At 73.2% G+C, this 12286-nt stretch carries 10 protein-coding genes; 4 read left to right on the top strand and 6 right to left on the bottom strand.

All coding sequences use genetic code 11. The features are described from left to right. The first annotated feature begins 134 nt into the window (after positions 1–134). Entirely contained in the window at positions 135–1343 is a 1209-nt protein-coding gene (locus BU197_RS10210; RefSeq protein ID WP_317452142.1) for an acyl-CoA dehydrogenase family protein, read from the top strand. A gap of 7 nt (positions 1344–1350) precedes the next feature. Here the strand turns inward: BU197_RS10210 and BU197_RS10205 are convergent, their stop codons facing one another. Together BU197_RS10205 and BU197_RS10200 are read right to left on the bottom strand one after the other, a co-directional pair. Beyond that, complete coding sequence (locus BU197_RS10205) at positions 1351–1890, bottom strand: FBP domain-containing protein (protein ID WP_223183063.1); 540 nt, start codon at positions 1888–1890, stop codon at positions 1351–1353. Between the two features lie 178 nt (positions 1891–2068). Further along, positions 2069–3565 (bottom strand): DUF6777 domain-containing protein, encoded by a 1497-nt coding sequence (locus tag BU197_RS10200; RefSeq protein ID WP_411158472.1) that lies wholly within the window; start codon positions 3563–3565, stop codon positions 2069–2071. A 239-nt stretch (positions 3566–3804) separates the two neighbouring features. Between BU197_RS10200 and BU197_RS10195 the strand changes: the two genes are divergently transcribed. Then, positions 3805–5157 (top strand): streptophobe family protein, encoded by a 1353-nt coding sequence (locus BU197_RS10195; RefSeq protein ID WP_411158471.1) that lies wholly within the window; start codon positions 3805–3807, stop codon positions 5155–5157. A gap of 29 nt (positions 5158–5186) precedes the next feature. On the opposite strand, the gene BU197_RS10190 is transcribed toward BU197_RS10195, so the two are convergent. Genes BU197_RS10190 through BU197_RS10180 form a run of 3 tightly spaced genes read right to left on the bottom strand, consistent with a single transcriptional unit; the run spans position 5187 to position 9767 of the window. Then, complete coding sequence (locus BU197_RS10190; protein ID WP_188267929.1) at positions 5187–6170, bottom strand: serine/threonine-protein kinase; 984 nt, start codon at positions 6168–6170, stop codon at positions 5187–5189. Next, a complete protein-coding gene (locus tag BU197_RS10185; protein WP_188267928.1) occupies positions 6170–6937 on the bottom strand; it encodes a hypothetical protein in 768 nt (255 codons plus the stop codon). The genes BU197_RS10190 and BU197_RS10185 overlap by 1 nt, the downstream gene beginning before the upstream one ends. A 4-nt stretch (positions 6938–6941) precedes the next feature. Then, positions 6942–9767: an FHA domain-containing protein gene (locus BU197_RS10180; protein ID WP_188267927.1), complete on the bottom strand. Its 2826-nt coding sequence runs from the start codon at positions 9765–9767 to the stop codon at positions 6942–6944. Positions 9768–9911: 144 nt separating this feature from the next. Here BU197_RS10180 and BU197_RS10175 point away from each other — a divergent pair, with 144 nt between their 5' ends. Further along, complete coding sequence (locus BU197_RS10175) at positions 9912–10625, top strand: TetR/AcrR family transcriptional regulator (RefSeq protein ID WP_317452140.1); 714 nt, start codon at positions 9912–9914, stop codon at positions 10623–10625. Here BU197_RS10175 and BU197_RS10170 read toward each other — a convergent pair. After that, a complete protein-coding gene (locus BU197_RS10170) occupies positions 10589–11395 on the bottom strand; it encodes a class II aldolase/adducin family protein (protein WP_188267926.1) in 807 nt (268 codons plus the stop codon). The two genes, BU197_RS10175 and BU197_RS10170, sit on opposite strands and share 37 nt — an antisense overlap. 180 nt (positions 11396–11575) lie before the next feature. Here BU197_RS10170 and BU197_RS10165 point away from each other — a divergent pair, with 180 nt between their 5' ends. Then, complete coding sequence (locus BU197_RS10165) at positions 11576–12250, top strand: ThuA domain-containing protein (RefSeq protein ID WP_188267925.1); 675 nt, start codon at positions 11576–11578, stop codon at positions 12248–12250. Positions 12251–12286: the final 36 nt, after the last annotated feature.

Below are 12286 nucleotides of genomic sequence, written 5' to 3'. Positions count from 1 at the left end.
CGTTCTCCCTCGCTGGCGATCGGATCCCATCGGACCGTACGGCGGGGATATCGGATTTTCAATACTGGATCCAATATCCGGAAGGGGGCTACGCTTCGGCTCGCCGAGTTGCCACAGCCGCCAGGAGGCCGTCCGTGAAGTCGTCGCAGTCGTCGCAGTCGTCGCAGTCCAGCTCCGCCCCCGTCCACCCCTTCGACCTGCTCGCCGTCGACGGACTGCTCAGCGACGAGGAGCGCGCGATCCGCGACACCGTCCGGGCGGTCGCCGACCGCGAGCTGCGCCCGCATGTCGCGGGCTGGTTCGAGAAGGGCGAGATCCCGGCGCGTGAACTCGCCCGGACCCTCGGCGGCGTCGGCGTGCTCGGCATGCACCTGGAGGGATACGGCTGCGCGGGCACCAGCGCCGTCGCCTACGGCCTCGCCTGTCTGGAACTGGAGGCCGTCGACTCCGGGCTGCGCTCCCTCGTCTCCGTCCAGGGCTCCCTGGCCATGTACGCGATCTGGAAGTACGGCTCCGAGGAGCAGAAGCAGCGCTGGCTGCCGGGGATGGCGGCGGGCGAGTACATCGGCTGCTTCGGCCTCACCGAGCCCGACGCGGGCTCCGACCCGGGCGCCATGCGCACCCACGCCAAGCGCGACGGCTCCGACTGGATCCTCAACGGCACCAAGATGTGGATCACCAACGGTTCGGTAGCCGACATCGCCGTCGTCTGGGCCCGCACCGAGGAGGGCGTGCGCGGTTTCCTCGTCCCGGCAGGCACTCCCGGGTTCAGCGCCCCGGAGATCAAGATGAAGCTCTCGCTGCGGGCCAGCGTCACCAGCGAACTGGTCCTGGAGGACGTACGCCTCCCGGCAGACGCGATGCTGCCGGGGGCCCGTGGCCTCTCGGGCCCGCTCGGCTGTCTCAATGAGGCCCGGTTCGGCATCGTCTTCGGCGCCCTCGGCGCCGCCCGCGACTGCCTGGAGACGGCGATCTCCTACGCCCGTGAGCGGATCGTCTTCGCCCGCTCCCTCGCTTCGTACCAGCTGACGCAGCAGAAGCTCGCGGACATGTCCGTGGAGCTGGGCAAGGGCATGCTGCTCGCCCTCCACCTCGGCCGGCTGAAGGACGCCGGGGAGATCACCGCCGAGCAGATCAGCGTCGGCAAGCTGAACAACGTGCGCGAGGCCATCGCCATCGCCCGCGAGTGCCGCACGATCCTGGGCGCCAACGGCATCACCCTGGAGTACCCGGTGCTGCGCCATGCCAACAACCTGGAGTCGGTGCTCACCTACGAGGGGACGAGCGAGGTCCACTCCCTGGTCATCGGCAAGGCGCTCACCGGGGAACAGGCTTTCCGCTGAGCCCGGCTCAGCTCGCCGTGACCCGGTCGACGAAGGCGGACAGGTTGCCCGTGAGGCGGGCGACCTGCTCGTCGAGGGTCAGGGACTCCTCGTGGCGTCGGCCGCGCAGCTTCGGCTGTCGCTTGCCCCGGACGTAGAGGGAACAGGCCAGATCGGCGCAGAGGTAGATGCCGACCGTGTTCCCCTCCCGGCCCCGGGGCCCGGCCAGCGGTGCCACGAGGAGGGTCACACCCGAGGAGGCGTGCCCGGTCAGGCAGACCTGGCAGAGGCTCGACTTCACGGCACTGGTCCGGCCCGAGGCCGGTACCCGGAGGCTCACCCCGACCAGGCCGTCCGGCCGGGGCAGGACCAGATGCGCGCGCAGCGGCGCACCCGGGTCCACCCAGCCGAGGAAGTCCAGGTCGTCCCAGGGGAGTTCGGCGAAGTCGAGCGGCAGCTTGAGGCGGGCCGCCTCGCCCTTCGTACCGTTCACGAAGGACGAGCGGATCTGTTCGTCGGTCAATGGTTCCACTCCAGGGACCGTACAGGGAGAGGACCGGACGGGCATCCGAATAATCCCGCGCCCGCCGCGCCCGTCACGCCCGCCGCGCCCGCGTACGGAGCCGGCACGGGCGGCCCTCAGGGCGTCCGCCGCGACCGCACGGCCGTTGCGTACAGCGCGGGAGCGTACGGGGAGCGCCCGCGCCGCCATGGGCTTGCCGTCCGCGCCGTATGACGAGCACGTCTCAGGCGGCCGTCAGGGGACCGGCCGTCGTGGGCGGGGGTTCCGGACCCGGCGACTGGGCCGATGTCTGGGTCGCGGGTGCCGATTCCGTCGGTGGGGGCGGTGTGCTCGGCGGCGGGGGCTGGCTCGTCGGAGGAATGGCCGGTGGCGGGGCCGTGGGGGGAGTGGTCGGGGGAGCCGTCGTCGGGGCGGACTCCGGGGCCGTGGCGGTGGGTGTGGTCGGGCACGGGGAGGGCGCCGTGCAGGGCTCCGGCGACGAAGGCGTCCCGGACGGGGACACGGACGGGGACGCGGGGGCCGAGACCGAGGGGGAGGCCGTGGGCCGCGAGGTGGGCTCGTCGTGCCGCCCGGTGTCGCCGTCCTGGCGGGCGAACCAGCTACGGTCCTGCGGGTCGTACACCACGAAGGTGGTCACGACGGTCGGCGACGGCGCCACCGCGACCACCTGATCGGCCCGGTACCCCGCCCACGGTGTGCCGGTCGTCCGGGGTGCCTTCTGCGCGACCGGGCCGGTCAGCGGGTTGCCGCAGGCACAGCGGACCCTGGGCATCCCATGGCTGTCGACCAGGACCGCCGTCCCGGCCTGAAGGACCGCCTGGTAGCTGGTGGCGGCGCCGTCCCGGTAGCCGTGGTTGGTGACCCGGGTGTCGGCGCGGAGCTGGAGCGGGGTCAGCGAGCGCAGGTAACCGGGGACCCCGGTGGGGGAGACGCCGACGACCGAGGCGAAGGCGGCGTTCTTCGCGGGCGCGTCGGACAGATAGCGCACCTGCCGTTCCACGTCGCAGCTGGCCACCGACAGGGTCCCGCCGTAGAGACCGGGGGTGGCGCCCGAGACCTCGGGCGTGGCCGAGGAGGTACGGGGCGGCAGCGAGGCCGGAGGGGCGGTGGCGGCGCCGGTACGGGTGGCCGTCGACTTCGTGAACGGATCGGGGCCGACGGCTGCCGCGTTCTGGAGGAAGACCTCGCCGCCCGAGCCCGCCGAGCCGCCCTGGTCGCCGGAGCGTTGGGTGAGGACGACCGCGAGCGCGACCGCCGCCACGAGCACGGCGGCGGCCGAGGCGACCTTCGGGACGGAACGCCACCAGGGGCGCTTGCCGGATGCGCCGCCGCCCGTACCGCCGTCCGGAGCACCGCTGCCTGTACCGCCACTGCCTGTACCGCCGTCGTCCGTTCCGCCGCCGGAACCGCCTCCCGGTCCGTCACCGCCGGTGGGGCCGCCGGAAGAACCGCCGGGAGAGCCCCCGGAGGCACCGCTGCCGCCCCGGCCCTCACCGTTTCCGCCGCCGGGGCCGTGCGGCGGGGGCGGCGGGCCCGCGACGCCGGGGTGGGCGCCCGGTTCCGCGAGAGGACCCGAAGGAGGGCCGGAAGGGGGAACGGCGGGAGAGGAGGGAGGAGGAGACGAGGGAGGGCCTGACGGCGGAACCGGCGGCCGGTCGGGCGGCGGATGGGACGGCGGGTGGGAAGTCACGTTTCTCCCTTTCTTCCGTTCCGGGCCCATTGTGTGCGCCGACCGGCACACGCCCGCAAGCGGAAGGAACCGCGTCCGGACGCGGAACGGGCCCTCTCCGAGGGAAGCGGACACCGCCTCCCGAGCGGAGCGGACACCGTTTCCCTGACGGAGCGGACACCGTTTCCCCCACGGAGCGGACACCGCCCCTCCACCGGAGCAGACGCCGACCCTGCGGATCGGCCCCCGTCCGGAAGCGGGCGTTCCCCGCCGGTACTAGCGTGGGCCGCGTGAGCAGTCGGCTCCCCACCCCCGCACCGTCCGCCGCGAGTACGGCGGCACCCTTCGCCCGTATCGGTGTCCAGGCACTCACCGCCGTGGTCGCCGGGTTTCTCGTGATGGGTGTCGTCGCGGCCCTCGGGCTCTGGGCCGCCGGTGCCGCCGACCTGCCCGGCGGCTTCCCCGCCGTGCTCGCCGCCGTCGTCGTCCTGGCCACCGGAGGCAAGGTCGACCTCTCCGGCACCGCCGGTTCCCTCGCCGGGACCAACGCCGAACTCACCGCGATGCCCCTCAGCGTCACCCTTGCGGGCGCACTCGTCACCGGGTTCTGTTTTCTGCGCCCCCTACGCCATCACGCCGTCATCCCCGCGCCGGAACTCGCGCTCCGGGCCGCGAGCACCGTCGTCCTCTGGCTGGCCGCCCTCGCGGGCCTCACCGCGCTCGCCCGGCACGACTTCCCCGTCACCCTCCCCGGCGGCAGCGACGCGGGCATCCTCACCGACCTCTTCGGCGCGCTCCTCGACGCGGTGAACCCCACCGTCGGATTCCGGACCGACCTCGGCCCCACCCTGTTCTACGGACTCCTGTGGATTCTCGGCGTCCTCCTCGTCGCCCTGCTCGTCTCCCGCAGGACCCCCCTCCCGCCCCGCCTCCTGCGCTACCAGGAATCCGTCAGGCCCGCCGCCCGCGCGATGCTCGGACTGCTCCTCGCGTACGTGGCCGTCGGCCTGATCGCCGGTCTGGTCGTCGCCGCGACCAGGGGGCACCCCGCCGACACCCTCGCCGTCCTCCTGCTCGGACTGCCCAACATCGCCTGGCTCGCCCTCGGCGTCGGCATCGGCGGGTCCTGGGAGGGCACGGCCGAAGGCCCCTTCGGCCTGCCCATGCCCCGGATGCTCGACGCCGTACTGCGCCAACACGGCGGCGGGACGACCCCGGACCTCTCCACCGTCGACCTGCACGCCCTCGCGGCCCAGGACGCACGGGCCTGGTGGCTGCTCCCCGTCGCCTTCGTCCTGCTCCTCGCCGTGGCCTTCGCCGCAGCCGTACGCTCCCCGGCCCGCTTCGCGCCCTGGCGGCACGCGCTGCACCTCGGGATCGCCTTCGCGCTCACCATGCTGGCCGTCGCCCCGCTCACCCTGGTCGAGGCCCGCTTCGGCCTCTCGGTCCTCGGCATCGGCGACCTCGCCTCGCTCGGCGGCCGGATCGTCCTGCGCCCCCAGGTGTGGAGGACGGCCGGATTCGCCCTCCTCTGGGGTCTGGTCCTCGGCTTTCTCGGCGGATTGCTCGCCACCCGGGTCCGGCATCCCGGCCAGACCGATCCCGGAACACCGGCGCAGGAGGGCCGCGAAGCCGGTACCTGACGGGCCCCGGCGGCCGGACCTGCCCCGCTCTAGAGTTCCCGAAACACCGGACGTGCCCACGCGGGAGGCTCACGCGGCGGGCCGATCGGATCGCTCCGCCGTACGGTCACCGGACCCGTACCGCCCGAGGACAGCGCGGCCCGCAGTGCTGCGACGAACTCCAGACACGTCCCGTACCGCTCCTCCGGCGTCTTCGCCAGGGCCTTCGCGAACACCGCGTCCGCCGCGTCCGGCAGCCCCGGCCGCACCTCGGACAGCGGCGGCGGAGGATCGTACTGCTGCGCCCACAACACCGCCCAGTCCGTGTCGCGATGGAACGGCGGCGACCCCACCAGGGTCTCGAACACCACGCACGCCAGGCCGTACACATCGCACCGCCCGTCCACCGGCTTCCCCGAGATCTGCTCGGGCGCCACGTAGTCAAGGGTTCCGACGAACTCGCCCACCGTTGTGAACCCGGTCAACGAGAGCGACTTCTTCGTCAGGCCGAAATCGGTGAGATACACATGCTCCGGATGGTCGCCGTCGGTGCCCTCCGCGATCAGGACGTTGCCCGGCTTCACATCCCGGTGCACCAGATCGTGCGCGTGCGCCGCGTCGAGCGCCGACGCCACCTGCACGGCGATCCGGCCCGCCTTCGCCGGTGGCAGCGGCCCCTCCCGGTCGAGCAGCGCCGCCAGATCCTGCCCGGCCACGTACCGCATGGCGATGTACAGCACACCCTCCGTCTCGCCCGCGTCGAAGACCGGCACGATGTGGGGGTGGTCGATCGAGGCGGCGACGCGAGACTCGTGCGCGAAGCGCCTGCGGAAGGTGTCGTTGCGGGCCAGTTCGGGAGCGAGCAGCTTCAGCGCCACCGTACGGTCGAGCCTCAGGTCACGCGCCCGGTACACGACCGCCATCCCGCCGCGCCCGATCTCGCCCTCCACCCGGTAGCCCGCGATCTCCTTGCCCAGCAGCCCCGAGGGGCGCCCCGCCGGCAGGTTCCGCTCCTCGCCCGGCCCGCCGGTCATCACCTCTCACCGTCCACCCGGGACGGCCGCGCCACGACCCGCGTCGGCGGCGGCCCGGCGGGCACGTCCTCCTGGGCCACGACCTCGGTCGGCGGCGGCCCGGCGGGCATCTCGGCCACCACCCGCGTCGGCTCGTACGCCACCCGATCGGCTTCCTCCGGCGCGGGCTCCTCGGACACCGCTTCCTCCGACACCGCTTCCTCGGATACGGGCTCCCCGGACACGGGCTCCTTCCGCGCGGTCTCCGGAGCCGTCGACGTCACCGAGGGCGCCGATGCGGCGGCGTACGTGCTCAGGCCCACGCCGTCGCAGTACACCCAGCGCTCGTGCTCCGCGTCGTACAACCACACCGACTCGCCGTCGACCACCATGCCCACCCGCAGCCCCCGGGTCCGCAGCCGGAACTGCTCCCCGTCGAGGCGGCGCGCGCCCAGCTCCTCGGCGGCACGCCGGTAGCGTCCGAGCGCGTCCTCGGCGCGGGCGATCAGCGGCCGGGGATCGGCGGTCCGGGCGAGCGGCCGGCCCGCCGCCGGAGGATCCTCGGGTACGGAGACGAGCAGGCGCGCGTCGACCCATGCCGTCCAGCCGTTGGAGCACCTGATCCGCCCCCAGTCACCGGCCCGCTCCTCAAGGCGCACCGGCAGGAAGGCGTCCAGGGGAGCGGTGGGCAGCCCCGGGTCCGGCGCCTCCCAGGCGGCGAGCCCCTCGCGCGGCACGACATGGGTGGGCCGGAACTCCGGTGCGTACGCGGGTACTGGAACGCTCACGGGCCTACCTCCGCATCACGACCGGCTCGTGGCGGCGCAGCAGCCGGGCCACGACCAGGCCGAGGACGAGACAGAGCACCACCAGCATGCCCATGTCGAAGAGCCAGGCCTCGGCCGTGTGCCGCATCAGCGGGTCGGCCGTCTTCTCGCCCGGGACGATCCTGGCGATGTCGATCGTCGCGCCCATCGCGGCGAACGCCCACCGCGAGGGCACAAGCCAGGCCAGCTGCTCCAGGACCGGCGTGCCCCGTACGGTCAGGAGGGCGCCGCAGAACACCACCTGCACGATGGCGAGGAGGACGAGCAGCGGCATCGTCACCTCCTCCTTGCGGACCAGCGCCGACACGAAGAGACCGAGCATCATCGCGGTGAAGGCGAGCAGGGCCACGGCAAGGGTGATCTCGACCAGCGGCGGCATCAGGACGCCCTGGCCGTCGGGCGTGTTCAGCGGGACGCCGATCAGGGCGACCAGGGTCAGGACCACCGCCTGGAGGACGGTGATCGTGCCGAGCACGACCACCTTGGAGGCGAGGTACGCGGAGCGGGAGAGGCCGACGGCTCTCTCGCGCCGGTAGATGGTCCGTTCCTTGACCAGCTCGCGCACGGCGTTCGCCGCGCCCGTGAGGACCCCTCCCACGCAGAGCAGGAGCAGGACGTTCATGGTCGACTCGGCGTTGAACCGGCCCTCGGAGAGGGCGCGTGCCATCGCGCCCATCACGAACGGCAGGGCGACCATGATGACGAGGAAGGTGCGGTCGGCGGCGAGTGCCGCCGTGTAGCGGCGCACCAGGGTCCACAGTTGCGAGCCCCGGCTCTGCGGCTTGGGCGGCGGGACGGGCCCGCCGGGGCCCGCCGGGGCGGGGGAGGAGCCGACGGGGAGTCCCGGCGGTCCCGGGGTGGTGGCCTCGGTGACGTAGCGCTCGTGGAAGCGGGACGCCTGGTACTGGCCGGCCCAGTCGCGGTCCCGGTCGTTCTCGAACGCCTCGAACGCCTCCGGCCACTGCGCGAAGCCGAAGAAGCCGAGGGCGTCCTCCGGAGGGCCGTAGTAGGCGATCCGGCCGCCCGGCGCGAGGACGAGCAGCCGGTCGCAGACGTCGAGGCTGAGCACGCTGTGGGTGACCACGACGACCGTCCGCCCGTCGTCGGCGAGCCCGCGCAGCATGTGCATCACCGACCGGTCCATGCCGGGGTCGAGACCGGAGGTCGGTTCGTCGAGGAAGAGGAGGGAGGGCTTGGTGAGCAGTTCGAGGGCGACGCTCACCCGTTTGCGCTGCCCGCCGGAGAGACTGTGGACCGGCTGGTCCGCGCGCTCGGCGAGGCCCAGTTCGCGGATCACCTCGTCCACCCGGGCCCGGCGCTCGGCGGGGGCGGTGTCCTGGGGGAAGCGCAGCTCGGCGGCGTATCCGAGGGCGCGGCGGACGGTGAGCTGGAGGTGCAGGATGTCGTCCTGCGGGACGAGCCCGATGCGCTGGCGCAGTTCGGCGTAGTCCCGGTAGAGGTCGCGGCCGTCGTAGAGGACCGTGCCACGGTCGGCGGGACGCTGTCCGGTGAGCGCGCCGAGGAGTGTCGACTTGCCCGCGCCGGACGGGCCGACGACCGCGAGCAGGCACTTCTCGCCCACGGGGAACGACACCCCGTCGAGGAGGGTGCGCCGCCCGTGGTCGACGGTGACGGCGAGCGCCCGCACGTCGAGGGAGACCACGCCGGTGTCGGTGAACTCGACGAGCTGTCCGCCGAGCAGACAGAACGCGCGGTGACCGATGCCGACGATGTCCTCCGGTGTCACCCGGGCGTCCACGACGGGACGCCCGTTCAGGTAGGTGCCGTTGTGGCTGCCGAGATCGTGGATCGCGTAGGTGCCGTCGGGGTGCGCGCGGAGTTCGGCATGGTGCCGGGAGACGACGAGATCGGACACGACGATGTCGTTGTCGGGTGCCCGTCCGATCGTGACGGTGTGCGCGGGCAGGGGCCGCACGGAGGTCGGCCGCCGGAAGGTCCCGGTGGCGGCGGGATGCGAGACGGAGGGGGGCCGGGGAACGGGGGAGGGATGAGCGGGATCGAGCGAGGGGGCGGAAGAAGGGACGGGCGCCACGGGAGCCGGTGGCGGGGGGCGTACGGGCTCGGCCCGGGGCGCGGGGGCGGGTGCGGACGGGGGCTCGTCGGAGGGGGGTGCTGACTGGGGCGGGGTTTCCTGCGAGGCTTCTAGTGGGGATTCCGGCGGGGTCCCGCGTGGTGTCTCCGGCGCAGTCTCGTGCTGTGCTCTGGGCGGTGCCCTGTGAGGTGTCTCAGGAGGGGCCCTGTGCGGCGCTTGAGGCGGGGTCTTGTGTGGTGCTCCGGAGGGGGTCTCGTGCGGCGCCTCGGACGGGGTCACGGGTGGTGCCCCGGACGGGGTCCCGCGTTGTACCCCGGAAGGGGGCACGCGTGGTGCCTCAAGCGGTGTCTCCGGTGGGGTCCCCCGTGCCGCCCCCGGCGGCGCCCCGAGCGGTGCCCCCGGTGACGCGGGGGTCTCCGTCGCGAGGGACAGCACCGCGCGTGGCCCCTCCGTGGGGTGGCCGAAACGCAGGACCGTGCCGGGACCGACCTCCCTCGTTCCGGAGAGGCGTGTGCCGTCCGTGAAGGTGCCGTTCGTACTGCCCTCGTCCGTCAGCGTCCACCGGCCGTCGTCGACGGCGAGCACCGCGTGATGCCAGGACACCCGTGCGTCCGAGAATACGACGTCCTCGGCGGGGTCGCGCCCGATGCGATAGACGCGGTCAGGATCGATGTGTGTCGCGTCCCCGTCGGTCTTGAGGACGAGATCGGGTGCGGACGCGACAGGCCGCTCTCCCATGGCTGAATTTTATCCGCCGCAGCCGGTCCGTGCCCGGGATGGGCCGCCGGTAGGGTGGGCGTCCGCCCTGCGGAAACGGCCCTACGAAGCCGGTGCGGAGACAGGACGAAGCCGGTGCGCAACCGGCGCGAAGGAGGACCGCCCGTGCCGAAAGGTGTGACCCGTCGACGGCCCCGTACCCGCGCGGCGCTCCTCAAGGCCGCCCTGGAGGCGTTCGCCGAGCACGGTTTCCACGCGACGACGATCGAGCAGATCTGCGAGCGCGCCGGGTACACACGGGGCGCGTACTACTCGAACTTCGCGGGCAAGGAGGAGCTTTTCCTCGCCCTCTTCGACGAGCACAGCGAGCGGACCGTGCGGCGGCTCGCCGAGGCGATCGACGGGCTTGCCGCCGGGGAGTACACCCTCGCCCGGCTCGCGGAGCTGGCGGCGCGGGTCGAGCCGGACGAACGCGACTGGTACCTGGTCACGACCGAGTTCACGCTGTACGCCATCCGCGACCGGCAGGCCGCGTGGGTGCTCGCCCGCCACGACGAGCGGCTGCGCGCGGAGATCGCCCGGGGGCTCACCCTGGTGCTGCGCCGGGCGGGGCGCGAGCTGACGGTGGACGCCGACCGGTTCGCCCGGCTTCTCATCGCCCTGCGCGAGGGCGGACTGGCGCAGAGCTACGTGGAACCGGCGGCGCTGCCGCCGGGCAGCCTGGAACGCCAGTTCCTCGCCCCGCTCCTGGAGGCGTCGACCCGTGAGGTGCCGGGACCGGGCCCCTCGGAGACGCCGGGCTCCGCCGAGCCCCAGGCGGGGGACACGGGCCCCGTGGGGGATCAGCCGAAGAGGTCGGGGTCGGACGCGGTGATCTGATCCCACAGCGGACGCGCCTGGAACCAGCCCGCGAGGTGACCGCCGACCTGCCCCCGGGTGAGAAGCGCGGTCTCGCGGTCGATGAGGCGGGGTGTTCCGGCCGCCATCGCGAGGAGCTGGGCCTGACAGGAGCGTTCCATGGTGACGAACCACCAGACGGCCTCGGCGACGGACTGGCCGACGGTGAGCAGACCGTGGTTCCTGAGGATGACGGCCTTGTGCGGGCCGAGCGCCTTGGCGATGCGCTCGCCCTCCTCCGTCTCGTTGACGACGCCCCGGTAGTCGTCGTGGATCCCGTGGTCCTCGAAGAAGGCGCAGGCGTCCTGGGTGATCGGGGCGAGCGGGATGCCCAGGCTGGAGAAGGCCTTGCCGTGCAGCGAGTGGGAGTGGGCGGCGGCGATCGCGTCGGGCCGGGCGGCGTGCACCCGGGAGTGGATGACGAACGCGGCCCGGTTGACGGGGCGGCGGCCTTCGAGGACGGTGCCCTCGTGGTCGACGAGGACGAGGTCGGAGGCCTTGATCCGGCTGAAGCTCATGCCGAACGGGTTGACCCAGAAGGCGTCCGGGTCGCCGGGGTCGCGGACGGTGATGTGCCCGGCGACACCCTCGGAGAAGCCGAACCTCCCGAAGATCCGGAAACCCGCGGCGAGCTGTGCCTTGCGGTAGGCGCGCTCCTCGTCGACGGAGTCGAAGACGGGCGGCAGGGGCAGCTCGACCCCGTCGGGCAGAGGCCCTACGACGGCGGCGAGCGCGGGTGGCACGGTGCTCATGGCGACTCCTCGGCGGGGCGGACGGGCACGGCGCGCCAAAAGATACAGAGATGCATCCGATACGACAATGGGCAGGCGGGAGTTGCGGCCCGGGGTTCCCGCTGGCTACGGTTCCCTATGTAGCAAGCGCTTTCTATCCGGGTGTTCCCGGAGGCCCGTCCCACCCGCGAGGAGCCCCGTGTGCCCAGCGCAGACGTCCTGATCTACACCCGCACCGCCGGGTACCGCCATGAATCGATCCCCGACGGCGCCGCCGCCCTCGCCGAACTGGCGGCGGAACTCGGCCTGACCTCCGAGATCACCGACGACCCGGACGTCTTCACCCCCGGCCGGCTCGCGGACCGCGCCGCCGTCGCCCTGGTCTCCACCACGGGAAACGTCCTCACGCCGGAGGGCCGCGCCGCCTTCGAGGCGTATCTGAGGGGCGGGGGCGCCCTCCTCGCCGTCCACGCGGCGGCCAACGCGGAGCCGGACTGGCCCTTCTACGGGGAACTGCTCGGCACCCGCTTCGCCGGGCACCCGGAAATCCAGCCAGGCAGGGTGCTGGTCGACGACCGCGCCCACCCGGCGACGGCGCCGCTGCCGGAGCGCTGGCAGTGGACGGACGAGTGGTACGACTTCACGGCGGCTCCCACGGGACCCGTACGCGTCCTCGCCCGAGCCGACGAGACCAGCTACCGGGGTGGCACGCACGGCGCCGACCACCCGCTGGTCTGGTGCCGGGACATCGACCGGGGCCGTGTCTTCTTCACCGCACTGGGACACGCCCCGGAGACCTACCGTGTCCCCCTCTTCCGGGCCCACCTGCGCGGCGCACTGGAGTGGCTGACGTCCCGGGCGGAGACGGCGGAGTAGCGGAACCCGGCCCCGGGAGCCGCGGGTGGCGGAGAC

The sequence above is a fragment of the Streptomyces sp. CBMA291 genome (assembly GCF_014596525.1).
In the GTDB taxonomy this organism is placed as follows: domain Bacteria; phylum Actinomycetota; class Actinomycetes; order Streptomycetales; family Streptomycetaceae; genus Streptomyces.
Note: the sequence above shows the minus strand (reverse complement) of the source record. Positions and strands in the feature narration are given on the sequence as shown.

What these genes read in the sequence shown, in the direction of transcription:
- BU197_RS10205 (WP_223183063.1), bottom strand. Translation starts at nt 1,890, where the DNA reads ATGCCCGTCCGGTCCTCTCCCTGTACGGTCCCTGGAGTGGAACCATTG.
- BU197_RS10200 (WP_411158472.1), bottom strand. Translation starts at nt 3,565, where the DNA reads ATGGGCCCGGAACGGAAGAAAGGGAGAAACGTGACTTCCCACCCGCCG.
- BU197_RS10190 (WP_188267929.1), bottom strand. Translation starts at nt 6,170, where the DNA reads ATGACCGGCGGGCCGGGCGAGGAGCGGAACCTGCCGGCGGGGCGCCCC.
- BU197_RS10180 (WP_188267927.1), bottom strand. Translation starts at nt 9,767, where the DNA reads ATGGGAGAGCGGCCTGTCGCGTCCGCACCCGATCTCGTCCTCAAGACC.
- BU197_RS10170 (WP_188267926.1), bottom strand. Translation starts at nt 11,395, where the DNA reads ATGAGCACCGTGCCACCCGCGCTCGCCGCCGTCGTAGGGCCTCTGCCC.